The sequence below is a fragment of the Streptomyces sp. NPDC005435 genome (genome assembly GCF_040703155.1).
In the GTDB taxonomy this organism is placed as follows: domain Bacteria; phylum Actinomycetota; class Actinomycetes; order Streptomycetales; family Streptomycetaceae; genus Streptomyces.
Map to the genome: position 1 here is coordinate 152,758 of NZ_JBEXEQ010000016.1, position 24,399 is coordinate 177,156.

Annotated in this window: 17 protein-coding genes and 1 pseudogene; 12 read left to right on the forward strand and 6 right to left on the reverse strand. The window is 73.6% G+C overall.

Going from position 1 to position 24,399, the window contains the following annotated elements:
- Window positions 1-156 precede the first annotated feature (156 nt).
- A complete protein-coding gene (locus AB0898_RS21745; protein ID WP_407078377.1) occupies window positions 157-699 on the forward strand; it encodes a GNAT family N-acetyltransferase in 543 nt (180 codons plus the stop codon).
- On the opposite strand, the gene AB0898_RS21750 is transcribed toward AB0898_RS21745, so the two are convergent.
- From AB0898_RS21750 to AB0898_RS21765, 4 genes are all read right to left on the reverse strand, one after another.
- A complete protein-coding gene (locus tag AB0898_RS21750) occupies window positions 675-1,469 on the reverse strand; it encodes an SDR family oxidoreductase (protein ID WP_366804588.1) in 795 nt (264 codons plus the stop codon). The two genes, AB0898_RS21745 and AB0898_RS21750, sit on opposite strands and share 25 nt — an antisense overlap.
- Window positions 1,470-1,615: 146 nt before the next feature.
- The gene (locus tag AB0898_RS21755) at window positions 1,616-3,451 is read right to left on the reverse strand and encodes an arabinofuranosidase catalytic domain-containing protein (RefSeq protein WP_366804589.1); all 1,836 of its coding nucleotides are present in this window, start codon (window positions 3,449-3,451) and stop codon (window positions 1,616-1,618) included.
- A 213-nt stretch (window positions 3,452-3,664) separates the two neighbouring features.
- Complete coding sequence (locus tag AB0898_RS21760) at window positions 3,665-4,273, reverse strand: CE1759 family FMN reductase (RefSeq protein WP_366804590.1); 609 nt, start codon at window positions 4,271-4,273, stop codon at window positions 3,665-3,667.
- Window positions 4,270-5,421: an LLM class flavin-dependent oxidoreductase gene (locus tag AB0898_RS21765; protein WP_366804609.1), complete on the reverse strand. Its 1,152-nt coding sequence runs from the start codon at window positions 5,419-5,421 to the stop codon at window positions 4,270-4,272. Before AB0898_RS21765 ends, AB0898_RS21760 begins: the two co-directional genes overlap by 4 nt.
- Before the next feature lie 756 nt (window positions 5,422-6,177).
- Here AB0898_RS21765 and AB0898_RS21770 point away from each other — a divergent pair.
- On the forward strand, window positions 6,178-7,125 hold the full coding sequence (locus tag AB0898_RS21770; RefSeq protein WP_366804591.1) for a DUF5996 family protein: 948 nt from the start codon (window positions 6,178-6,180) through the stop codon (window positions 7,123-7,125).
- A 27-nt stretch (window positions 7,126-7,152) separates the two neighbouring features.
- Here the strand turns inward: AB0898_RS21770 and AB0898_RS21775 are convergent, their stop codons facing one another.
- The gene (locus AB0898_RS21775) at window positions 7,153-7,626 is read right to left on the reverse strand and encodes a hypothetical protein (RefSeq protein ID WP_366804592.1); all 474 of its coding nucleotides are present in this window, start codon (window positions 7,624-7,626) and stop codon (window positions 7,153-7,155) included.
- Window positions 7,627-7,655: 29 nt separating this feature from the next.
- Window positions 7,656-7,853, reverse strand: a complete 198-nt coding sequence (locus AB0898_RS21780) for a hypothetical protein (protein WP_366804593.1) — start codon at window positions 7,851-7,853, stop codon at window positions 7,656-7,658.
- 262 nt (window positions 7,854-8,115) lie between these two features.
- Here AB0898_RS21780 and AB0898_RS21785 point away from each other — a divergent pair, with 262 nt between their 5' ends.
- From AB0898_RS21785 to AB0898_RS21830, 10 genes and pseudogenes are all read left to right on the forward strand, one after another.
- Window positions 8,116-9,273, forward strand: a complete 1,158-nt coding sequence (locus tag AB0898_RS21785; RefSeq protein WP_366804594.1) for an AfsR/SARP family transcriptional regulator — start codon at window positions 8,116-8,118, stop codon at window positions 9,271-9,273.
- 51 nt (window positions 9,274-9,324) lie between these two features.
- Window positions 9,325-11,604 (forward strand): TOMM precursor leader peptide-binding protein, encoded by a 2,280-nt coding sequence (locus AB0898_RS21790; RefSeq protein ID WP_366804595.1) that lies wholly within the window; start codon window positions 9,325-9,327, stop codon window positions 11,602-11,604.
- Entirely contained in the window at window positions 11,594-13,561 is a 1,968-nt protein-coding gene (locus AB0898_RS21795) for a TOMM precursor leader peptide-binding protein (protein ID WP_407078378.1), read from the forward strand. The genes AB0898_RS21790 and AB0898_RS21795 overlap by 11 nt, the downstream gene beginning before the upstream one ends.
- A gap of 104 nt (window positions 13,562-13,665) precedes the next feature.
- Complete coding sequence (locus AB0898_RS21800) at window positions 13,666-15,252, forward strand: SagB family peptide dehydrogenase (protein WP_366804596.1); 1,587 nt, start codon at window positions 13,666-13,668, stop codon at window positions 15,250-15,252.
- Window positions 15,253-15,349: 97 nt separating this feature from the next.
- Complete coding sequence (locus AB0898_RS21805) at window positions 15,350-18,100, forward strand: lantibiotic dehydratase (RefSeq protein WP_366804597.1); 2,751 nt, start codon at window positions 15,350-15,352, stop codon at window positions 18,098-18,100.
- Window positions 18,097-19,254: a lantibiotic dehydratase C-terminal domain-containing protein gene (locus tag AB0898_RS21810; RefSeq protein ID WP_366804598.1), complete on the forward strand. Its 1,158-nt coding sequence runs from the start codon at window positions 18,097-18,099 to the stop codon at window positions 19,252-19,254. The genes AB0898_RS21805 and AB0898_RS21810 overlap by 4 nt, the downstream gene beginning before the upstream one ends.
- A 1,376-nt stretch (window positions 19,255-20,630) precedes the next feature.
- Complete coding sequence (locus AB0898_RS21815; RefSeq protein ID WP_407078382.1) at window positions 20,631-21,617, forward strand: ATP-binding cassette domain-containing protein; 987 nt, start codon at window positions 20,631-20,633, stop codon at window positions 21,615-21,617.
- A complete protein-coding gene (locus tag AB0898_RS21820; RefSeq protein WP_199587762.1) occupies window positions 21,614-22,366 on the forward strand; it encodes an ABC transporter permease in 753 nt (250 codons plus the stop codon). Before AB0898_RS21815 ends, AB0898_RS21820 begins: the two co-directional genes overlap by 4 nt.
- Window positions 22,363-24,309: a TOMM precursor leader peptide-binding protein gene (locus AB0898_RS21825; protein WP_366804599.1), complete on the forward strand. Its 1,947-nt coding sequence runs from the start codon at window positions 22,363-22,365 to the stop codon at window positions 24,307-24,309. The genes AB0898_RS21820 and AB0898_RS21825 overlap by 4 nt, the downstream gene beginning before the upstream one ends.
- Window positions 24,310-24,399, forward strand: a pseudogene (locus AB0898_RS21830) (DNA-binding response regulator); the annotation flags it as partial.

Sequence of the window (24,399 nt, forward strand, 5' to 3'; positions counted from 1 at the left end):
TGGTGTCGATGACGGGCTGCTGGGTCTCGGCGTCGGACACGGGCGGTCTCCTCTGCGGGGGGGTGCGGCAGGCCCGTGCATCCTGCCACGGCGGCCGCCGGGGCGGGCACTCCTCAACTTCCCCTGATTCCGGCCCGGTTGTGCCACGATTCCCCGGTGATCATCGAGACCCCGGCCGCTCCCCCGTTCCCCGCCCTCCGCCTGTGCCGCTGGAGTCCCGGCCACGCGCCCGCGCTCGCACGGCTGGAGCGGGACGCGGCGCTGCGCCGCTGGACGACCTTCCCGGCCCTCGCGGACGCGGCGGACGCCGGGCGGTGGATCGGGGAGCAGCGGCGCGCGTGGGAGGCCGGGGAGCGCTTCGCCTTCGCGGTGCTGGAGCCGGACGGGCGGCTGGTCGGACATGCCGTCCTGAAGGTCGCCGGGGACGGCACCGCCGAGGTCGGCTACTGGACCGCCGCCCACGCGCGGGGCCGGGGTGTGGCCCCGCGCGCGCTGGAGGCGCTGACGGAGTGGGCGCTGAAGGAGATCGCGGGTCCGACCCGGCTCGAACTGCTGCACCAGGCGGACAACACGGCATCCTGCCGGGTGGCCGTCAAGTGCGGGTACGGACTCGCCTCGACACTGGCTCCGGCGCCGCCCGCGTACCCGGTCGAAGGGCATGTGCACGTGTGGAACTACGGCAGGATCGCGTCCACGTAGCCGCCGTCCACGCGCAGGGCGCCGCCCGTGGTGGCGGAGGCCTGGTCGGAGCTGAGGTAGACGACCATGTGGGCGATCTCCTCCGGCTCGATGAGACGCTGGAGCAGGGACTGGGGGCGGTACTCGCGCATGAAGACCCGCTGGGCCTCGTCCCAGGGCAGGTCGCGGTCGACGAGCTCGTAGACGAAGTCCTCGACGCCGCCGGTGTGGGTGGGTCCGGCGATGACGGAGTTGACGGTGACGCCGGTGCCCGCCGCCTTCTTGGCGAAGCCGCGGCTCACCGCGAGCAGGGCGGTCTTGGACATGCCGTACTGGATCATCTCGGCGGGGATGACGATCGCGGAGTCGCTGGCGATGTACTGCACGCGTCCCCAGCCGCGCTCGGTCATGCCGGGGAGGTAGAGGCGGGTGAGGCGGACGGCGGCGAGGACGTTGATCTCGAAGTAGCGCCGCCACTCCTCGTCGGTGATCTCCAGTGGGTCGGCGGTGCCGAAGATGCCGAGGTTGTTGACGAGGATGTCCACGTCCGACAGCTCGCGCTTGAGCCGTTCGGCGCCCTCCTCGGTGGAGACGTCGGCGGCGGCCGCCGTGAACTCGCCGTCCGGGACCTGTTCGGCGAGGGTCGCGATGGCGGCGGAGACCCGGCCGGCGTCGCGCCCGTTGACGGCGACGCGGGCCCCGGCGCGGGCGAGTCCTGCGGCGATGGCGGCTCCGATGCCCTGGGTCGAGCCGGTGACCAGTGCGGTGCGTCCTGTGAGATCGATGTGCATGGGCGAACGGGTTCCCTTCGGCTCCGGATACGACACCTGGCCACCAGTGTGCGGGGGCCGGGCGCCGGAACCGGTGAAGGGCGGGGCTACGGCGGGGCGGCCCGGCTCGTCCGGTCCGCCCCGCCCGCTGTCGGCCGCGCCGTGTCTCAGCCCAGCCGGAACTTCTGCGCGGCCGAGCCGTTGCAGTCCCAGATCCGCAGCCGGCTGCCGTTGGCCGTGGTGCCGTCGGGCAGGTCCAGGCAGCGCCCGGACTGCGGGTTCACCAGGGAGCCGTCGGCCTGCTGGACCCACTTCTGCCCGCCGGCCCCGTTGCAGTCCCACAGCTCGACCTGGGTGCCGTTGGCGGTGCCGTTGCCGTTGATGTCCAGGCAACGGCCCAGGGTGGACAGGGAGTTGTCGGCGCGGTGGTACCAGTGCTGGTCGACGGCCCAGGTCTGGCAGTCCCAGAGCTGGACGGCGGTGCCGTTGACGCCGGTGTCGTCGGCGGCGACGTCCACGCACTTGCCGCCGGGTCCGGCGACCGGGGCGCCGCCGTTCACCGCGAACTTCTGGGCGGCCGAGCCGTTGCAGTCGTAGATCTGGAGCCGGGTGCCGTTGCCGGTGGCGCCGCTGGGCGAGTCGAGGCAGCGGCCCGACTGCGGGTTGAGCAGCGAACCGTCCGCCTGCTGGACCCACTTCTGCCCGCCGACGCCGTCGCAGTCCCAGAGTTCGACCTTGGTGCCGTTGGCGGTGCCGTTGCCGTTGATGTCCAGGCAGCGGCCGATGGTGCCGAGGGAGCCGTCGGGGTTGTGCGTCCAGTGCTGGTCCTCGGCGTAGGTCTGGCAGTCCCAGAGCTGGACGGCGGCGCCGTTGACCCCGGTGTCGTCGGCGGCGACGTCCACGCACTTGCCGCCGGGCCCGGTGATGGTGCCCTGGGGGCCGTTGGGCACGTTGGTCTGGCCGGAGTAGCCGACCGAGACGATATTGGCCTGGACGGCGTTGTCGGCGGCGTCCGTCGGATAGCCGGCGGTCATGACGCCCTCGAAGAACGTGCCCATGTTCCAGTTGCTGTTGTCGCCGCCGGTGCCCAGGATGATGCCGCCCTCCTGCTGCATCGGCTTGTAGCCGCCGCGCGTGGGCAGGCCGCCGTTCCACCAGGTGGTCAGGGCGCCGGACTGGGAGTCGCCGCCCTTGAGGGCGTACTTGGTCTGGCCGTCGTTCTTCAGCATCGCGGTGACGTACGTGCTGGCGTTGCCCCGGTTGGCGGTGTTGGAGCCGTTGTCGCCCTGGAACATGCCGTTCTCCAGGTCGGCCTCGACCCAGGGTCCCGAGCCGGTGCAGGGGGCGAAGTAGCAGGTGGTGGCGATGGAGACGGCGTCCATGTGGCCGTTGCCGGTGTCGGCCGGGGTGCGCTCGGCGTTGCCGTAGTCGAAGCAGCAGGCGGAGCCGACGTGGGTGCCGCTGGCCACCATGTAGGCGCCCTCCGGCTGGCCGTTGACGGCGACGCCCGAGGCGACCCCGGTGTAGCGGTAGCCGACGCCCGGGGAGATCCAGATGCCGTAGACCTTGTGTCCGCCCGCCGTGACCGCGATCTCGCTCGCGTCGGCGCCCCGGTCGGCGCCCATTCCGGCGGTGCCCGCCGGGCCGGGGGTGAGGTCGTTGTGGCGGGTGGTCTGGTCGTAGACCTTGCTGATGCGACAGGTGGTGCCGCCGCAGAAGGTGTCCTGGCGGTTCGCGTCGGCGTAGCCGCCCGCCGCCAGGACGCCGATGTCGGCGGTGGCGCCGTCGGAGACGCGGGTGACCTGGTAGAGCGGGCCGTTGTAGGCGGAGAACAGGGCGCGGGTGGTGCTGTGCGCGGCGACGCAGGGGGTGCCGGCCGCGCCGTAGATGTCGCACGGCAGCGAACCGGCGGCCTCGGCGGGTCCGGCGAGGCCGATCAGGCCGCCCAGCAGGAGCAGCAGGGCGGCCAGGACGGATGGTAGAAGCGATCTCTCTCGGCGCATCGTCTGCTCCTCGAAGGACGGGACGTGCTTCCAACGGGCGTGCGGGGAAAGCGCGTTCCGTTTCGGTCGCGGAACGCGTCACAGCCGTTGCGGAAGGTACGTACCACGTTCGAGGACGTCAAGATTTGTCGCTTCAGGCTTGGTTCAAAGTTTGATACGTGTCCTGAATTGTTGCTTTGTGGGGCGGGCGACGCCGGAGCCGGGCGGGTGTGTCTACGGCTCGCCGGTCAACAGGCGCTGCATCGCCGCGAGTTCGTCCTCGGCCGCGTCGCGCCGGGAACGCGGTCCGCAGGAGCGGAGCACGCGGGTGAAGTCGGCCGCGGCCTCGGTGATGCGGTTGCCCAGGCCCGTGCCGCTCTGCGCGCCGAAGTCGCCGGTGGCGGCGTAGACCGGGCGGGGCGAGACGATGGCGTGCAGGTAGGAGAACATCGGGCGCAGGGCGTGTTCGAGGACCAGGGAGTGGCGTTCGGTGCCGCCGGTCGCGCCGATCAGGACGGGCATGTCGGAGAGGGTCTCCTCCGGGAGCACGTCGAAGAAGGACTTGAACAGCCCGCTGAAGGAGGCGTTGAACGCGGGCGTGACCGCGATGACGCCGTCCGACTCCCTGATCTGCTCGAACGCCGCCTCCAGCGCCCCTCCGGCGAACCCGGTGAGCATGGCGTCCATGATGGAGTGGGCCAGCGGGCGCAGTTCGACGTAGGACAGCTCGACCGGTTCGCCCTGCGCCTCCAGGTCCTTGGTGACGGCCATGGCGAGGCGGTCGGCGAGCAGCCGGGTGGAGGACGGCTCGCGCAGGCCGCCGGAGATGATGGTGATCTTCATCGCGTCTCGGGGTTCCCTTCGTCGTCGCTCGACTCGCCGCCGCCGTCGGCCGCTTCCTTCGCCGCCCGTTCCTCCGCCCGGCGGGCGCGCAGCAGCGACCGGTGCGTGGGGGCGGCCGGTACGTCCGCGGGACGGCCGGCGGCGAACTCCTTGCGGAGCACCGGTACGACCTCCTCGCCGAGAAGGTCGAGCTGTTCGAGCACCGTCTTGAGCGGGAGGCCGGCGTGGTCCATGAGGAACAGCTGGCGCTGGTAATCGCCCACGTAGTTGCGGAAGTTGAGCGTCTTCTCGATGACCTGGGCCGGTGAGCCGACCGTCAGCGGGGTCTGTTCGGTGAACTCCTCGAGGGACGGACCGTGGCCGTAGACCGGGGCGTTGTCGAAGTAGGGGCGGAACTCGTCGACCGCGTCCTGGCTGTTGGGCCGCATGAACACCTGGCCGCCGAGGCCGACGATGGCCTGCTCGGGGGTGCCGTGGCCGTAGTGCGCGAACCGTCGCCGGTAGAGGTTGACCAGCTGCTTGGTGTGCGAGGCGGGCCAGAAGATGTGGTTGGCGAAGAAGCCGTCGCCGTAGTACGCGGCGAGTTCGGCGACCTCGGGGGTGCGGATGGAGGCGTGCCAGACGAACGGGGGCACGTCGTCCAGCGGGCGCGGGGCCAGGGTGAACCCCTGGAGCGCGCTGCGGAACTTGCCCTCCCAGTCCACCGTCTCCTCGCGCCACAGGCGGCGCAGCAGGTCGTAGTGCTCGACGGTCAGCGGGAGGGCCGCGCGGATGTCCTGGCCGAACCAGGGGTAGACCGGGCCGGTGTTGCCCCGGCCGAGCATGACGTCGGTGCGGCCGCCGGAGAGGTGCTGGAGCACGCTGAAGTCCTCGGCGATCTTCACCGGGTCGTTGGTGGTGATCAGCGTGGTGGAGGTCGACAGGATGATGCGCACGGTCTGGGCGGCGATGTAGGCGAGGAGGGTGGTGGGCGAGGACGGCACGAAGGGCGGGTTGTGGTGCTCGCCGGTCGCGAAGACGTCGAGTCCGACCTCCTCGGCCTTGCGCGCGATGGCGACGGTGGCCTGGATGCGCTCCGCCTCGGTGGGGGTGCGTCCGGTGGTGGGGTCGGCGGTGACGTCCCCGACGGTGAAGATGCCGAACTGCATCCCCGTGGCGCCGGGCGGGTCCTGGTCCGTGGCGGCCGGGTCCGTGCCGGCGGCCGGTGACGTACCGGTGGTGTCGGACGACGCCATGCTGGGTTCCTCCCGGACTCGCTGACGGGGGCGGTCCTTGCGGCGGGGCGGCGGGGAGCGGGCGGGCTGCGGCGGGCCGCGGCGGTCCCCCGGGGCGGTGGCCGGCTCTCCCGCGCGGTTCCGCGCGGCGGCTCCGGCACCGACGGCACACCCCTGCGCGCCCCGTGTGCCACTACGTCCGCCATGGTCGCACGGCGGGGGCGATACGGCAGGGCGGGCGGGGCGGGCGATCGGAACGGGTCGGCGGGGCGGGGCGGGGGAACGGGCGGCGCGCCCGGCCGGGCCCGGGTGGGGGAACCGGTGGGGCGCTCGCCCAGGCCGGGCGGGGCACACGCCCAGCCCGGGCACGGGAACCGGCGGGGCACACGCCCAGCCCCGGCACGGGAACCGGCGGGGCACACGCCCAGCCCGGACACGGGAACCAGCAGGACGCTCACCCAGCCCGGACACGGGAACCGGCGGCCCGCTCACCCAGCCCGGACACGGGAACCAGCAGGACGCTCACCCGGCCCGGCACCAAACCGGACGGCGTCCCGGGCCCCGCCGGAGCACAGGCGGGGCCCGGGTGACCGTGGGAAAATGGAGACGCGGCGCGGGCCGATGCCGAGGCCGGGCCGACTCCTTCCGTCCCAGACCCGAACCGAACCCCCGAAACGCCGGGAGGCTTCCGTGAGCGCACGTTCCGACGCGTGGCCGGTGCTGGACCACGCGGAACTCGCCCCCATGATCGAGTACGTGAACCGGGTCGTGCAGATCGCGGGCAAGTACGCCCTGGACGACCCCTTCCAGGTCGGCTGGGGCAACATCGTCCTCACCGTCACACCACGCGGTCTGACGACTCCGGTGTACCGGCGGGACGGGGTCACCTTCACGGTGCACTACCGGCTGCTGGACGGCGACGTGGTGATCGAGACCGACGACGGCGCGCGCACGCTGTCGCTGTCGCGGACCTCGGTGGCCGACTTCTACGCCCACTTCTGCGACGCGGCGGCGCACCTGGGCATCCCGGCCCCGCACAGCTCGCTGATCTGCGAAATCCCGGGCTCCCCGCCGGCCTTCGAGGACGACCGCGCCGAACGTGTCTGGTCGGCCCACCCGGCCCGGCACATGTGGGAGGCGTTCAATCTCGCCGCGGACGGCCTGGAGGCTTGGCAGGCCCCCTACCTGGGACACCGGCCGCGCGTCGGCCTGATGTGGGGCGGCTTCGATCTCTCCGCCACGCGCTTCCGCGCCAAGCCGACCACTCCCCCGTCCCAGGGCCCGCCGTTCATGCGCAACGCCCAGCTCTACGAGTACGTGTCGGTCGGCTTCTCCTTCGACAACACCAAGAGCGGCGGCGGCAACCCGCTGGACATCGGCATGTACGCCTACATCTGGCCCCAGCCCGAGGGCCTGGAGGGCCGCTCCTGGGGCGTGGACGGCGCCGCCTGGCACCCCGAGGCGGGCCTCGTCATCCTCCCGTGGTCCAAGCTCCGCGAAGCCGCGGACCCGCACCAGGCCATCGTGGCCTTCGGCGACGCGGTCTACGACGCGGCGGTCGCGACGGCGGGCTGGCCCGCCGACCTGGTCGGCCCCCGGGTCGACGGCTGGTACATGAGCGAACACGCCCCGGCGTGAGGACGGTTCGGTCCCAGGAGCCGAAGTTCAGTCCCAGGAGTTGAAGAGGACGTCGCCGACGGTGCCGGCGCGGTGGTGGCGGATCTCGTCCCGGTCGAACGCGGTGAGCGCCGAGGTGTCCACCGTGGAGAGCGGCGACATGAGGAGACCGGCGCCCAGGACCGTGAACCCGGCGTCCGAGAAGGCGGCGGTCCAGCCCGGCGGCGCCACGAAGCCGCTCACACCCACGTCGCGAAGCTCATCGGCGAACGCGATCCACGGGTGATGGAGGTGACAGAGCACGGTCCACTCGCCCGCACGGTCGGTGACGGTCGCGCTGTGGTAGTTCCGGGGGTATCGCTGTTCCGTCACCTCCCGCACTCTTGCTCCGCCGGCCCGGGCGGCCGCGTGGAGGGCGGTGCGGAAGGCGGACCGATCCGTCTCGGGGAGCGGGTCGTCGTGCCGGTCGCGGAACCCCGTGGCTCCGCGCGGCAGCGTGAAAAGGGTGACCTCGTCGGACATCCGCTCATTGTGACCGGCGGATCAGGGCCTCACGCGCGCGGGCGCCGCTCCCCCGTCGCCGGCGGTTCGCCCGACTCCGTCTTCTCCAGCAACTCGTCGTACTTGCGGGAGAGTTCGTCGTAGCGCTCCTCGGTGTCGTCGTCCGCGCGCTTACGGCTCTTGAGGACATAGAGGACCACCGGACCGGTGATCATCGAGACGACCGGGACCAGTACCCACCACCACATGGTTCCTCCCCTGTGCGGCCTTGCGGGGAGCGCCGCGTGGCTCCACCGGGAGGGTATGCCCTGACGGACCACTCGCCAACACCGAAGCGCGGAAAGGCCCTTCCACCTCAGATGTAACCAGTTGTTTCGCGCCAACCACTGGACGGGATGACCCGTTCGCTTCTAAGTTCCCGTCTCGGCAGGGGACTTGTTCACAACCTCCACCCCGGATGTGAACAAGTGTCATGTCTTGCGAAGCCGTTGGTGCATCACTCACCGTGCGATGCGAAAGGCTGTGGTGAAGACCGGTGTCCACGCGCCCGACGGCGCCCTCCCCGAGCGACTGGCCGCCGTGGCACACCCCGGCCGCCCCCGCTTCCTCGTCCTCGGCCTGCTGGCCATCACCGACGGCCACGAGACGGTCGTACTCCAGCCGTCCAGGCCCACGTCCCTGCTCGCCGCCCTGCTCCTGCACCCGGGCGCCGTCGTCTCCGCCGAACTGCTCCAGCGCGTCGTGTGGGGCGACCGTCCGCCGGCCGGGGGCCGCTCCGCCCTGCACACCTGCGTCCTGAGGCTGCGCAGGCTGTTCACCAAGTACGGCGTCGCCGACGGCGCCGTCGAGGCCGTACCCGGCGGCTACCGGCTGCACGCCGACGCCGAGACGCTGGACCTGCTCCAGTTCCGGGGGCTGCTCGGCCGGGCGTCCGCCGCCGAGGACCCCGAGCAGGCGCTGCGGCTGGGCCGGGCCGCGCTGCGGCTGTGGAAGGGCCCGCTGCTCGGCAACGTGCACTCCGACGAGCTGCACCGCGACCACGTGCCGCGTCTGGCCGAGGAGCGGCTGTTCGCCGTGGAGCGGGTCTTCGACGGCGAACTCCGCCTGGGCCGGCACCGGGAGATGATCGCCGAGGCACGTGAGGCGGTACGGGCCGAGCCGGGGCACGAAGGGCTCTCCGCGCTGCTGATCGAGGCGCTGTACCGCTCGGGCCGCCGCGCCGAGGCGCTGGCCGAGTACCGCCGTATCCACGCCCACCTCACCACGGAACTGGGCGTGGAGCCCGGCCCCGCGCTGCGCGGTCTCCAGCTGGCCGTGCTGCGCGGCGAACCGTCAGGTCAGCGGCCCGCGCTGCCCGCCTCCGGGGTGCCGCCCTCGGCGTCCGGCGAGGCGCCGCCCGGTCTCGGCCGGGCCTCTCCCCCGGCGCCCGGCGACCTGGTGCTGCGCGCGCTCGTGGACGCCGGACTGCTGGAGGAGGACCCGCCGGGCCGCTACCGGGTCCACGACCTGCTGCGGCTCTTCGTCCAGGCGGCCGGCACCAGCCTCCCGGCCACGGCCCCCGCCGCCGCGCCGGCTCCCGGGCCGGCGCCGCCTGACCCGCCCGACCGGCCCGACCCGTACGACCCGCCCGACCGGCACGACCCGCACGACCCGATGGACCCGCCCTAGTCGGCCCCGGCCGACCGTCGTCCCCCCTCGTCTTTCGGAGGTACCGCAAGCATGGCCCAGGCTCCCGCCACCCCCGAGGAGATCGCCCGGTCCCGGCCCCGCATCCGCAGGGACGTGCTCTTCACCCAGACCCCGGACGGCGTGCTCTTCCACAACGCCCACGGCGGCTTCAACGTGGTCACCCAGAACGCCTACCGCTTCGCCTCGCTGATCGTGCCCCATCTCAACGGCGAACGGCAGGTCGACAAGATCTGTACCGGCCTGGGGGACAAGCAGCGCGCCATGGTCCACGGACTCGTGCGCGCACTCTACGCGCGTGGTTTCGCCCGGGATGCCGGACCCGCGCCCGCGCCCGATCCGCTTCCACCGCAGGTGGCCAAGCGTTTCGCCCATCAGGTCGACTATCTGGACCACTACGCGGACGACGCGGCGGGCCGCTTCCTGCGCTTCCGCTCGACCCCGGTCGCGGTGCTCGGCTCCGACGCCCTGGCCCGCTGGGCGGCGCTCGGTCTGCTGCGCAACGGCTGCGAGGCCGTGGCCGTCGGCGACGGGCCCGCTCCCGCCGTGCTCAGCCGGGAACTCCACGGCGTGCAGGGCACCACCGAACTCGACGCCGAGGCAGTCGAGTTGACCGAGGCGGGCTGTCCGCCGCGCGTGGACCGCCTGCCGGAGTCCGCCGACGGCACCTACGGCTGGGCCGACCTGGACGGCTGGGACACCGTGCTGGTGACCGGCCCCGACGCGCCCCGGCAGCTCCTCAGGCTGCTCACCGAGGGCATACCCGCCGGACGCCGGCTCCTGGGTGCCTGGACCTTCGGCGACCGCGCGGTGGTGGGCCCGGCGATGACCGCCGGTACGCCCGGCTGCTGGTCCTGCGCGGCACTGCGGCTCGGCGCGGGGGCCGAAGCCGCCGACAGCGCGGACCTGTGGGCCTCGGTCGGACCCGCCGCGCCGCTCGGCACCCCGGACCGGGTGCTCGCCGGGCCCCTCGCCGGGATGCTCGGCAACCTCCTCGCCTTCGAGGTGTTCCGCCTGGTCACCGGCGCGCTCCCCGCCGAGACCCGGGGGCAGGTCGTCGTCCAGGACCTGGACTCGCTCGACGTGCTGACCGAGCCGCTGCTGCCGCACCCGCGCTGCCCGTTCTGCGCGGCCCCCGAGGCGGCCCCCGAGGCCGGCGCCGTCACCGGCGACCTGCTGCGCGAGGCCCACGCCGACGACGAGGCGGCCGTCCTTCCCGCCGACGGCGCTGCCGACGAGGCCGCCGCCAAGGCCGCGCTCACCGAGCTGGAGCGGCGCGATGTGCTGGTCCACGCGGCGGCCGGGGTCTTCACCGCGTACGCCGACGACGACTGGGAGCAGACCCCGCTCAAGCTGAGCACCGTACGGCTCGGTCTCGCGCCGGGCCGGGTCCGCGAGGTGTCCGCCGCCGATGTGCACCATGTGGCCGGCGCACGTCTCGCGGCGCTCTTCCGGGCGGCCGAGGTATATGCGGAGCACGTGGTGCCGCCCCACATAGTGGATCCCGCCTCGTTGGAGGCGGCTGCGGGCAAGTGGACCCGGGTGGCCCCGGCGGAACTCGCCGTCTCCAGCGGCCTGGACGTGCCCGCCGACCGGGTCGCCGCCTGGAGCGAGGCCGTCTCGCTGCTGGACGGCCGGACGGTCCTGGTCCCCACGGGCGCGGCGCGCACGCTGGGCGGCTGGAACGACCGGGGGCTGTTCGAGCGCACCTCGGCCGGTACGGGCGCGGGCGGCAGCCCGCGTGCCGCGCTGACCCGCGCGCTGCGCACCGCCCTCGCGTACGACGCCCTCAGCCGCGCGGTCCGGCGGGCGACTCCGGTGCGTGCGCTGGACCTCGGCTCGCCCGCCGGCGATCCCGAGCTGCTCTTCCTGCTGCGCTCGGCGGAGAATCTGGGCGTCACGGCGGAGGTCCTGGACCTCACCGGCTCGGACGGCCAACTCCCTGTCGTCCTGGCCCGGTTCACCGATCCGGAGAGCGGGGAAACGCACTGGGCCCTCGGCGGCGGACTCCGCCCGCGCGAGGCCGTGCTGGAGGCGCTGCGCGACCTGCTCGGCGCGGAGCAGCTGCGCCGCGCCGGGGCCGGCCCGGACACCGGCGACCCGGTGTGGGCGGACCTGGAGGCGGCGACGCTGGTGGCCTCCGGTGCCGTGCCGCTCGGGGAGACCGGCACGACGTGGGCCGCTGTGCTGGACGGGCTGGCCGCCAAGGGGCGGGACGCGTTCGCGGTGCCGGTCGCCGCGCCGGACCTCGCCGCGGGCGACATCCACGTGGCCCGGGTCCTGCTGACCGGCGGGGAGTCTCGTGCCCACTGAGACCACGGCGGACACCTCGGCGGACAGCACGGAGGGCACCAAGGCTGAGGCCACGGCGGCCGTGGCCGATCCGGTGGCGTGCGAGCCGTGGGACGAGGTGTGCGCCGCGCTCACCGCCGACCTCGCCGCACGCCCGGGGACTCCGCCCTGCGTGGTGACGCAGCTCGGGGTGCGGAACGAACTGGCTTCGGAGGCGAGGGAGTTCACGCCCGGCGTCGTACCCGTAGGGCTGTACGGGCATCACGCCGTGGTCGGTCCGGTCACCCCGCCGGGGGCGGCCGGCTGTCCGCGGTGTCTGGCCCGGCGCTGGCAGGCGGTGCGCGCGGGGTTCCTGCGGGACGCGCTGGAGCGGGGCGAGGAGACCCGGGCGACCGGGGTGCCGCCGTGGCGCACCGCGTTCACGGTGGACGCGCTCGCCGCGCTGGTCACGGCGGCGGCCCGCCGGCCGGGCCCCGCGCACCGGCCGTGGGTGTGGCTCCTCGACCTGGAGACCCTGCACGTCTCGCGGTTCCCGCTGGTCCCGGACGGCGAGTGCCCGGCGTGTTCGCGGCGGCCGGACGACACCGCCGAGGGGGCCCGGATCGTCCTCGGCCCCTCGCCCAAGCACGACCCGGACGGCTTCCGCACCCGGCCCATCGAGGCGTACGACCTGCCGCTGGAGGCGTTCGTCAACCCGCTCACCGGGATGCTCGGGCCCTCGGTCGCGCCGGACCTGGCGTCGGCGTCCACGTCGTCCACGGTGGGCGCGTTCACCACGCGGTCCGGCGCCTACCTGCGCGAGTGCTACTGGGGCGGCCACACCGGCGCCTACGGAACGAGCGTACGGGTCGGCCTGCTTGAGGGCCTGGAGCGGTACGCGGGAATGCGCGCCCGCGCCAAACGGACCGTGATCACGGCCACGTTGGAGGAACTCGGGGACACGGCGGTGGACCCGCGCGTGACGGGCCTGTACGCCGACTCGTTCTACGACCTCGGCACCGGCGCGCCGCGCTTCGCGCCGGACCGGCCCATCGCCTGGGTGTGGGGCTGGTCGCTGCGCGACGAACGGCCGGTGCTGGTGCCGGAGGTGGTCGCGTACTACCACGCGCCCGGCGGCATCGGCCGGCGCTTCGTGCAGGAGAGCTCCAACGGCTGTGCGTCCGGCGGGAGTCTGGCCGAGGCGGTGCACCACGGGCTGCTGGAGACCATCGAGCGGGACGCGTTCCTGCTGGCCTGGTTCGGCCGGGTACGGCTGCCCGAGATCGACCCGGCGAGCAGCACCAGGACGGCGACCCGCGCGATGGTGGACCGGCTGGCGATGTACGGCTACCGGGCGCGGTTCTTCGACACCCGGATCACCTTCCCGGTGCCGGTGGTGACGGCGGTCGCCGAGCGCGTGGACGGTGGCCCGGGGCTGCTGTGCTTCGGTGCGGGTGCCTCGCTGGACCCGGAGGACGCGCTCGCGGGCGGGCTGTGCGAGATCGCCACCGACTCGGTGAACCTGCGCCGCCGCACCGCGCGCGAGGAGATCCGGCTGCGCCGCATGGCGGCCGACTTCGACGAGGTGCGCGTGCTGCACGACCATCCGCTGCTGTACGGGCTGCCCGAGATGGGCCGGTACACCGACTTCCTGCTGCGCGGCCGGGACGACGGGGAGCGGGTGCCGCTCGCCTCGCTGGCCGAGGGCGCGCCGCGTCCGGCGACGGATCTGCGCGAGGACGTGACGGCATGCGTCGCGGCCGTCACCGGTAAGGGATTCGACGTGGTGGTGGTCGACCAAACCGCTCCGGAACAGCGGCCGTTGGGCTTCCACACCGTCAAGGTGCTGGTCCCAGGGCTGATCCCGATCGACTTCGGGTGGAGCCGTCAGCGTGCGGCGCTGATGCCCCGTACGCGGACGGCGCTGTGCGAAGCGGGGCTGCGGGCGGACGACTTGACGCCGGACGACCTCAACCCCGCGCCGCATCCCTTCCCTTGACCGGCCTTTCCGTACCTCCTCCGGCGCCGGCCCGAGCCGCCGACGCCCCCACAGACGACGCAGACATGCAGACGACGCAGACGATGCAGACAGAGGGAGTGACCGTGGGATACGCCCATGAGTACGCGACCGCGGTGATGCGGCGGGGCAGAACGCCCATGGAACCGGCCGACTTCGTGCCCGACTGGGCCGACCGGCCGCGCAAGGGGAAGCACTTCCCGGGCGCGCCGTCCTTCCCGCTGCCCGACGGGGGCTGCGCCGAGGACGCGACGCTCGGCCGGGGCCTGTTCGGGGAGCCCGGCACCGGCGCGTTCACGCTGCCGCTGCTCGGCTCGATGCTCCGGGACTCCTACGGCCTGACCGGGCGCAGGCTCGCCGTGCAGGCCAACTCCGACCTGGGCTCGCTGCCGTTCCACACGCACGCCAACTGGTCGCGCGGCACGGCCTCCGGCGGCGGGCTCTACCCGATCGGGGTGCACTGGGTCAGCGGCGCGAGCGGCCCGCTCAGCCCCGGGGTCTACTACTACGACACCCCGCACCACCGGCTGACCCGGCTCCTCGCGGGCGATGTCTCCGGCGAGGTGCGCGACGCGCTCGGCGGCCTGGCGGAGGCGGCGGACACCGACCAGTTCCTGGTGCTCGGCGTGACGTTCTGGCAGAACGCCTTCAAGTACAACAGCTTCTGCTACCACGCGATCACCATGGACATCGGCGCCCTGCTGCAGACCTGGCGGATGTGGGCCCGCGCGCACGGGCTGAGCCTGGGCGGCGCGTTCTGGTTCGACGAGCCGCGCATCGGGCGCCTGTTGGGGTTCGACCCCGAGGAGGACGGGGTGTTCGCGGTGGTGCCGCTGCGCTGGGCCGGTGCCGCGCCCGAGGAGCCCGCCGGGCCGGTGTCCGGGGCGCGGGTGCGGCAGGTGCCCACGGAGAAGTCGCGGCGGACGATGACCTTCCCGACGCTCCGGCGGATCCACGCCGCCACCCTGGAGGGCGCCGCCGACCGCCCCGCACCCGGCGTCCTGGAACCGGCCCTCGCCGCTCCCGCCGGACCCGGTGAGCGCCTCGCGCTGCCCGGACCCGCGCCGCTGGACGCCCCGGTGCGCCGGGCGCTGCGTGAACGGCGCAGCAGCTTCGGCCGGTTCACGGGCACCCCGCTCGACCCGGCCACGCTCTCTGCCGTCCTCGCCTCGGCCGTCGCCGGGAGCGACCTGGACACGGACGTGGAGACGCCCGGCGCGCCGCCGCTCACCCGGCTGCACGTCTTCGTGAACCATGTGCGCGACGTGCCGCCGGGGCTGTACGAGTACGACCGGGACACCGGCGAGCTGGTGCTGATGCGGGCGGGGTCCTTCGGGGCCTTCCTCCAGGAGAACTACTTCCTGGCCAACTACAACCTGGAGCAGGCCGCCGCCGTGCTGGTCCCGGTCGCGCGCACGCACGCCGTCATGGACGCGGTGGGCGACCGGGGATACCGGCTGGTCAACGCCGCCGTGGGCGCGACCGCCCAGGCCGTGTACACCGCCGCGTCCGCCGCCGGAACGGGCTGCGGGGTCGCGCTCGGCTTCGACTGCGTGTCGTACGCGGAGGAGTTCGGCGGCGCGGGCCGGGGCGAGATCCCGCTGCTCATCATGATGATCGGCGACGAGGGCCGCCGTCCCGCCGACTACCGCTACGACATCGTCGCCCCGTGACCCGCGCCCCGTACGCCTCCCCGGTGCTCCGGCACTTCGGGCGGCCCAGAGACGAGCGGTCGACGGACGAGCGGCCGACAGACGAAAGGGGCCCGGTATGAGCCCGACCGCCACCACCGCGCAGGACACCCCCGGCACCGCCGGATCCGCGCGCCTGCACCGCCGGTTCATGCTGCGCGTGGCCGGTCTGCCCGTGACCACCGTGGAGGCGCTGCGCGCGCCCGAGGTGGCCGGCTGGGCCGCCCGGACGGCCGCCGAGGAGGCACGGCTGCGTGACCTCGGCGCCCGGCTGAGCGATCCGCTGTCCGCCGCCGTCGGCGCGGCCGAGGACGCCGCGCTGCGCCGCCGCCTGCTCGCGCTGCGGCGGCAGGTCTTCAACAACCGCCTCCCGGGCGATCTGGACGCGGCCCGCGCCCTGGCCGAGGGTCTTGACGGGACGACCGGGGCGGACCTCGCCGCCTGGCTGGAGGCCCGCGTCCGGTTCGAGGAGCTGCGGGCCGAGGGCGAGAAGATCGTCGCGGACGGGCTGGCCCGCACCCGTGCGGCACTGCGCGGGCTCGCGCTGGACGACCGGCTGCGCCGGGGCCTGCTGCTGGCCTCGCCCACGCTGGAGGAGCGGCTCGACGCGTTCGCCGCCGATCCGGCGCCGGTGCCGGGCAAGCGGGCCCGCAAGATGGAGCGCTCGCTGCTGTCGTACCTCTACCGGACGGCCTGCAAGACCAGCCCGTTCAGCACGCTGACCGGTGTGGCGCTCGGGCGTTTCTCGTCAGAGGCCGCCGAGACCGTCGTGGGGGACGCCTGGACGAGTCACCCCCGGCTCAACGTGGTCGTCCTCGCCCGGCTCGCGGAGCTGATCACCGCCGACCCGGAGCGCCGGGCCGGACTGCCGGTCGCGCTCGCCTCCGGCTGGAAGCTGGACGACGACCGGGTGCGCTATGTCCGCCGGGCCGTGACGGCGGGCGACGACAGTGCGCCGGTCAGCTTCGACGCCGCGCAGGACCGACTGTTCTTCCTGCGCCGCCAGGGCGCCCTGGACGGGATGCTGGACCTGCTGCGCGACGCGGAAACCCCTCTGACCCACGGGGAGTTGGCCCGCTGGCTGGCGGAGACCACCGGTGCCGGGGCCGAGGAGGCCGAGCACTACCTCGCCGCGCTGCGCGACCTCGGGATGCTGCGGCTGCCCGCGCTGGAGACCAGCGTGCACAGCCCCGACCCGCTGGCCGCGTTCCAGGAGGCGCTGCGCGGACTCGGGCTGCCATGGGCCGACGCGCTCGCCGCCCGGCTGGACGGCCCGGCCGCGGCCATCGCCGGCTATCCGTCGGCGGACGTGCCCGCCCGGCGCGCGATACTCTCCGGCCTGCGCACCGAACTACTGTCCCTGCAAACCGAGTTGGGAGCAGAACGACCCGTGCTCCCACAGACCCTGCTCTACGAGGACGTCTCCGCCGGAACCACCACGGCCGGCCTCGCCGAGTGGACCGCGCTGGCGGACGGGCCGCTGCGCTCGATCGGGCGCGTACTGCCCGCCTTCGACGTGGCGCTCCCCCAACGGCTCACCCTCAAGGGCTTCTTCCTGGCCCGATACGGACGCGGCGGCCGCTGCGACGACCTGCTGCGCCTGGTCCACGACTTCCACGAGGACATCTTCCGCCAGTATCTCCAGTTCACCTCGGCCAAGGACGGCTACCTTCCCGACGGCAGCCACGCGCCCGAGGAGAACTGGCTCGGGATGCCCGAGATCACGGCCGTCGACCGGGCCCGCGCGGCACTCACCGCCCGGGTGCGCGCGAGCTGGGCGGAACTTCCGCAAGACGCGGAGGAGTTCGTACTCGACGACGCCACCGTGGACGAGGCGGCCACCCACCTCGGCTCCGCCGCGCCCGCGTTCGCCCCGCAGAGCCACTTCCTCCAGCTCGCCCGCCGCGACGGCGATCCCCTCGCCGTGCTCAACAACTCCTACGGCGGCCTGAGTTTCCCCTTCACCCGCTTCACGCACTGCTTCGACGGCGAGGGCTCACCCGCCCTGACCGACGCCCTGCGCGAGGAGTTGGCCGCGACCCTGCCGCCGGGCGCCGTGCTCGCCGAGGTCACCGCCGGTGCCGCCACCACCAACCTGAATCTGCACGGGCGGCTCACCGGCCACGAGATCGTCTGCCCCGGCGAGCACAGCACCGCCCCCGAGGAGGCCCGCCTCCACCTGGACGACCTCTACGCCGTGCACGACGAGACCACCGACCGGCTGCTGCTGCGCTCACGCCGCCTGGACCGCGAGGTCGTCCCGGTCTACCTCGGCTATCTGGTCCCGATGGTGCTGCCCGAGATCCCGCGCACCCTGCTCCTGTTCTCCCCCACCTCCCGCGCGGTGCCGGACGTGTGGCGCGGGGTGCCGCAGGGGCCGGCCGAGGCGGGGGTGACCCGCAGGCCGCGCGTACGCCATCACGCGCTGGTCCTCCAGCGGCGCTCCTGGACGGCGGCGGACGGCTCGCTCCCGCTGCGGGCGCCGGGCACGACGGACGGCGAGTGGTATCTGAACTGGCACCGCTGGCGCGAGCAACACGGCCTGCCCGTGCGGGTGTTCGCGACCGTCCACGAGGAGTCCGGTGCCGGGGGCGCCCCGGCCTGGTTCGGCGGCTCCAAGCCGCAGTACGTCGACTTCGAGAGCCCCCTCTCGCTCACCGCCCTCGAAGGGCTCCTCGCCGGGAAACGCGCCCGGACGGTGTTCGAGGAGATGCTCCCCGGCGAGGACGAGCTGCACGTCACCTCCCCGCGCGGCCGGCACGTCGCCGAACTCGCCGTAGAACTGCTCCCCGGCCCGGCCGGACGGCCCGAAGAGGACGGACCCCGATGACCGTTTCCACCGACTCCGCCACCGAACCCTCCGCCGCGCCCGGACCCTCCGCCGCAGCCGGACCGGCCGCCGGAGCCGACGCCCCCGGCGAGTGGCTGGCCGTGCACGTCTTCTACGCGGCCAGCCCCCGCCCGCTGCTCCTGCAGTGCGTCCGCCCGCTGGTCGACGCGCTCACCGAAGAGGGCCTGCTCGCCGGGTACTTCTTCATCAACTACTGGCTGGAGGGCCCGCATCTGCGGCTGCGCCTCAAGCCGGCCCGGGCGGCCGACGCCGAGACCGTACGGGAGCGCGCGCACACCGCGCTGGCCGCGTTCCTGCGGGAGCGGCCCGCGCTGTACGAGGTGAAGGACGGCTTCTTCGCGGACCTCTACGAGACGCTGTTCACGCTGGAGTTCGGCGACGAGGAGCGCTCGGAATATCTGGGGCCGGACGGCAAGATGCTGCTGCGGCCCAACAACAGCTTCGAGGACCGGCCTTACGAGCCGGAGTACGGCAAGTACGGCGGCCCGGCCGGGATCGAGCTGGCCGAGTGGCACTTCCAGCGCTCCAGCGACCTGGTGATCGAGGCCGCGCGCACGATGAACCTCCATGTGCGCACCGTGCTGTTGGGACTCTCCGCCCAGCTGATGATGGTGATGTCCGGCACGTTCCTGCGGGACGACAAGGCCCTGCTGGACTTCCTGGACCGCTACCACACCTTCTGGAACCGGGCGTTCAGCACCACCAACTACACCGCCGACGACGGCTACGACCGCGCGTACACCGCGATGGGCACGAGCCTGCCGGGACGGTTCCGGCAGATTCGAGAAGCCGTAGCCGAGGGCGAGCCGGCGAAGCTCCCCGCGTTCCTGCGCGGCTGGGCCGAGCACTGCGCCGAACTCCGGGACCGAGCAGCGGAGTTGGCGGAGCAGGGCGCGCTGGTCTTCCGGTCGTACGACGGCACCCGGGACATCGTCCCCGAGGGGCCCGCGCAGGCGCTGCCGATGCTGCTCTCGCCGTACATGCACATGACCAACAACCGGCTGAGCATGACGGTGCGGGACGAGGCGTTCCTGTCGTACGTCCTCGCGCGCGCCCTGCGCGACGGGGCGCGGGACGACGCGGGCGCGGCGGGCGACGGCGGCGCGTGTCCGGAGCCGGAGGGCGGGGCGTGACCACCGAGACCTTCCTCGCCGCGAGACCCCGGGTGCGGCCCGACCTCGTTCAGGGGCCCGCCCTCGTGCGAGGGGCGGCCCGCGTCCATCTGCTGAAGGACCCGCGCTCCGGGCGCCGCCTGGAGATCGGCCCCAAGGAGCACTTCCTGATCAGCCGCCTGGACGGCAGCCGCACGCTGGCCGAGATCGGGCAGGAGTACGCCGGGGAGTTCGGGGCGCGGCTGGGCGAGGCGCAGTGGGGGCAGTTGCTGCGGCTGCTGCACGGCCGGGGGCTGCTGGAGAACTCCCCCGCGCCGGCCGCCGGCCCGCCGCCCGGTCCCGAGCATCCGCCGAACGGGATTCTCGCCGGGCGCACCCGGATGGTCGCGGACGCGCCCGCGCTGATGGACCGGCTGCACGGGGCGACCGCGTGGGCCCGCCGCCCCGCCGTCCTCTCCGTGCTCACCGCGCTGGCGGTGGGCGTCCTCGTCGCCGTCGTCGTCCAGGCGGGCACGCTGTGGCGGCAGACGGAGGAGACCGCGCGGCAGCCGGTGCTGCTGTTCGCGGTCGGGTGTGTGCTGTGGTGCGGTCTTGCCCTGCACGAGCTGGCGCACGGGCTGTTCGCGCGCGCCTGGGGCGGGAGGGTCACCGAGATCGGGCTGCGCTGGTTCTGCTTCGCGACCTACCTCTACTGCGAGGTGGAGGACGTGCAGTTCCTCGGCAGCCGGGCCCGCAAGGTGGCCACCGCCTGCGCCGGGGCGTTCGCCAACCTCCTCTTCCTGGTGCCGTTCTACGCAATATGGGCGCTCCTCCCGGCCGGCGCGGACGGCCGCTCCGCGCTCGGCGCGCTGCTGCTGCTCGGCACGGTGCTGGGCCTCGCCAACCTCCTCCCGCTGCCGCCGCTCGACGGCTACAAGGCGCTCGCCCACGCCCTCGGTGTCGTCGAACTCGCGGGCGGCAGCCGGACGTTCCTCGCACTCGCGGTACGGCGCGTCTTCCGGCGGGGGCCGGGCGTCACCGCGTACCCGGTACAACTGCGGCTGCTCTACGGCGGCTTCGCGCTGCTGACCGCCGTACAGAGCGCGGCGCTGCTCGCGCTGTGCGGGCTCGCGCTGCGGTCGATGTTCCCGGACCGCTACGCGGTGCTCGCCTGGTCCCTGCCGCCCCTCCTCCTCGCGGCCGTGCTGCTGCTGTGGGCGCTGGGCGGGCTCGGGCGCTCGCTGCGGGAGCGGCGCGCGACGGCGGAAGCGGCGCCGGAAGCGGCCCCCGCCAAGCAGGCCGCGCACCAGACCGACCGTCCCCCGGGGCCGTCCCCCCTGCCCCACCCCCACAGTCCGCCGGGAGGTGCCGCCCCGGCGGTCGTCCCGGCCGCTCCGGACACAGCAAGGAAAGGCGAGATGAGCACACCCGACAGCAAGACCGAGACCGAGACCGATCCCCGGCCCGACGCCGGACACCCGGAACCCCCCGCCGAGACGGAGACGGTCGTCGCCCTGGAGGGCGTGACCAAGCGGTACGGCGATCTGACCGCGCTCGACGGCGTCTCGCTCGCCGTGCGGCACGGCGAGTTCTTCGGCGTCCTCGGCCCCAACGGCGCGGGCAAGACCACCCTGGTGGAGATCGTCGAGGGGATGCGCGAGGCCGACTCGGGCACCGTGCGCGTCTTCGGGCAGAGCCCGTGGCCGCGCGACACCGCACTCCTCGCACGGATCGGTGTACAGACCCAGTCCTCGGCGTTCTTCGCCCGGCTCACCGCCGGGGAACACCTGCGCACGGTCGCCGCGCTCTACGGCATGGGCCCGGAGGTCGCGACGACGGCGCTGGAGCGGGTGGGGCTCACCGAGAAGGAGAACGCCCGGATCGACCACCTCTCCGGCGGTCAGCGCCAGCGGCTCGCGGTCGCGACGGCGCTGCTGCACGAGCCGGAACTGATCTTCCTGGACGAGCCGACGGCCGCGCTCGACCCGGAGGCGCGGCGCGAACTGTGGGAGCTGCTCAAGTCGTTGCGCTCGGAGGGGCGCACGATCATCTGCACCACGCACTACCTGGACGAGGCCGAGGCGCTCTGCGACCGGGTGGCGATCATCGCCGGCGGACGGCTCGTCGCGCTGGACTCCCCGCGCAATCTGATCCGCGCCCTGCACGCGCCGACCCGTCTGCTGCTGCCCGCCGGGCAGGTGACGCCCGAGGCCGCGCTCGCCCTGGACGGGGTGGACCGGGCCGCCGTGGAGGGCGACGACCTGGTCCTGGAGACCACCGTGCCCAACCGGGTGCTGCCCGCGCTGGGCGACCTGGTCGACATCGACTCGGTCACCGTGCGCACCCCCACCCTCGAAGACGCCTACCTCTCGCTGACCGGCACCGGATCGGAGCACCACCGTTGAGCGCCTACGCCGCACTGACCAGGGCCACCTATGTCGCGAGCGTGCGCGACAAGACGACCCTCTTCTTCACCTTCGCCTTCCCGCTGGCCTTCCTGGTGCTGTTCGGGCTGATCTTCCAGGGCCAGCACGTCGACGGCGGGCTCGCGTCCATCAACTACATCGCGCCGGGCGTGCTGTCCTGGGGCGTGGGCAACGCGGCCGTGTTCTCGGTCGGCTTCTCCCTCATGCAGCAGCGCCGTGACGACCTGCTCCGGCTGATCTGGCGCACCCCGACCCCGCTGCGCACGCTGATCGCGTCCCGCTGGACGGTGGCGCTGGCCGTCGCGCTCACGCAGACGCTGCTGTTCACCGCCGTCGCGCTGCTGCCGTTCTTCGGTCTTGAGCTGAACGGCCCCTGGTGGGCGGCGTTTCCGCTGCTCGTGCTCGGGGTGACCGCGTTCCTGGCGATGGGTCTGGTCGTCGGCAGCCTGGCGAACACCCCGGAGGCGGTCGCGGCCATCGCCAACCTGGTGATGGTGCCGATGGCGTTCCTGTCCGGCTCGTTCTTCCCCGACGACCTGATGCCGAGCTGGCTGCGCACGGTCGCCAAGGTGCTGCCGCTGCACTACCTCAACGACGGTCTCACCGACGCGATGGGCGGCCGGGGCGACCTCGGGGACATCGGCCTCGACTGCCTCGGACTCGTCGTGTTCGCCGCGGTCTTCGGGCTCATCGCGACCCGGATCTTCCGCTGGAGCAACCGGACATGACGACCGCCCTCGCACCCGCGCCGCTGGAGGCCGCGCGGGCCGATCTGGAGGCCCGGCTCGCGGCGCGGGCCGGCGCGGCCGGGCTGCCCGCGCCCGCCGTGTCCCGGATCGGCGACACCAACGTGCTCGGCGAGAGCGTCCGCGCCGAGCTGCCGCCGAACCCGGCGGACATCCATCTCACCGCGCAGGCCGTGCTGTTGGGCCCGTGGGGCGGGGCGCCGGACACCCCGGCCGCGTGCGGCACGTGTCTGGCGATGCGCCGCCAGCGGCTGCGTACCCGCACCGAGCGGGACGCGCTGGAGACCGGGATCGAGACGACGGCGGCCGGGCAGTGGCCCATGCTGCCCGACCACACGGTGGACGCCGTGTGGTCGCTGCACCGGCTGATCGCCTCGGGCGCGGCCCGGCATACGGCGCGGGGCGCGGACGCCGCCCTGCCGCAGGTCACCGAGCTCGACCTGGAGACCCTGCGGGTGCGCACCTTCCCGCTGGTGCCCGAGCCGATGTGCCCGCACTGCCGGCCCTTCACCGAGGAGGACACGGCGCGCGCGGCGGCCGAGGCCACGCTGTCGGCGCCCTCCCCGCTGCCCAAGCCGGACCCCGGCACATACCGGCTGCGCCGCGCGGCCGACTATCCGCTCCCGGTGAAGGGGCTCGCCAACCCGGTGTGCGGGGTGCTCGGCGGCGGCACCTGGATCGACGTGACCTCGCCGACGACGGCGCCGGTCGCGGGCAGCGTCTTCATGCGCGGGTACGCCGGTCTCACCGACGTCACCTGGAGCGGTCAGTCCAACTCCTTCGCGAGCAGCAGGGAGTTGGCGTTCCTGGAGGGCCTGGAGCGGTACGCGGGCACGCACCGGCGTCATCGGGCGCCGGTCGTCACCGCCTCCCTCGAGGAGCTGGGCGACCGCGCCCTGGACCCGCGCGCGTGCGGGCTCTACGACGCCCGTACCTACGCCGAGGACCCGATGGTCGAGCCCTTCGACCCGGCCCGGCCCATCCCGTGGGTGAGCGGCTGGTCGTTGCGCGACGGGCGCGAAGTCCTGGTCCCGGCCCGGCTGGTGTACTACAGCGAGGGCAACCGGGCGGACAACTTCGTCTTCGAGTGCTCCAACGGCTGTGCGACGGGCGGCACTTGGGAGGAGGCGGTCTTCTTCGGGCTGCTCGAACTGGTCGAGCGGGACGCCTTCCTGCTCGGCTGGTACGGGAACCTTCCGCTGCCCGAGATCGACCTGTCGGCGGTGGCCGGGCCCCGGGTGCGGTCGATGGTCGCGCGGGCCGCGCTCCAGGGCTACGACGTGCATGTCTTCGACAACCGGGTGGACCTCCCGGTGCCCGTCGTGACCGGCCTCGCGGTACGGCGCGACGACGGGCCGGGCACCCTCGCCTTCGCGGCGGGGGCGTCCTTCGACCCGGAGACGGCCGTGGAGTCGGCGGTGTCCGAGATCCTGACGTACATCCCGCATCTGCCGGGCCAGGTGGCCGAGCGGCCCGCCGAACTCGCCGCCATGGTGGAGGACTTCGACCTGGTACAACGGCTGCCCGACCACGCGGCGCTGTTCGGGCTGCCCGCGATGCGGGAGCACGCGCGGGGCTATCTGGACCCGCCGCGCACGGCGGCACCGGCTGAACTGTTCGCCGAGTGGGAGGAGTCGCGCCCGCGTACCGGTGATCTCCGGGACGATCTGCTGCTGTTGCGGGATCTGCTGGCCGGGGCGGGGTGCGATGTCGTCGCCGTCGACCAGACGACTCCCGAGCAGCGGCGGATGGGGCTGCGCACGGTGGCGACGCTCGCTCCCGGGCTGCTGCCGATCGACTTCGGCTGGCTGCGGCAGCGGGCACCGCACATGCCCCGGCTGCGCACGGCTCCGCACCGGGCGGGGATGACGGCGGCTCCGCTGCGGGAGGAGGAGCTGCGGCAGGTGCCGCATCCGTTCCCGTAGGGGGTGCTGGTCCTCTCGCAGTACGTGGAGGAGCGGTACGCCACCGAACTGCTGGCCGCGTCCAGCCGGGGCGTGGGCTATCTGCTCAAG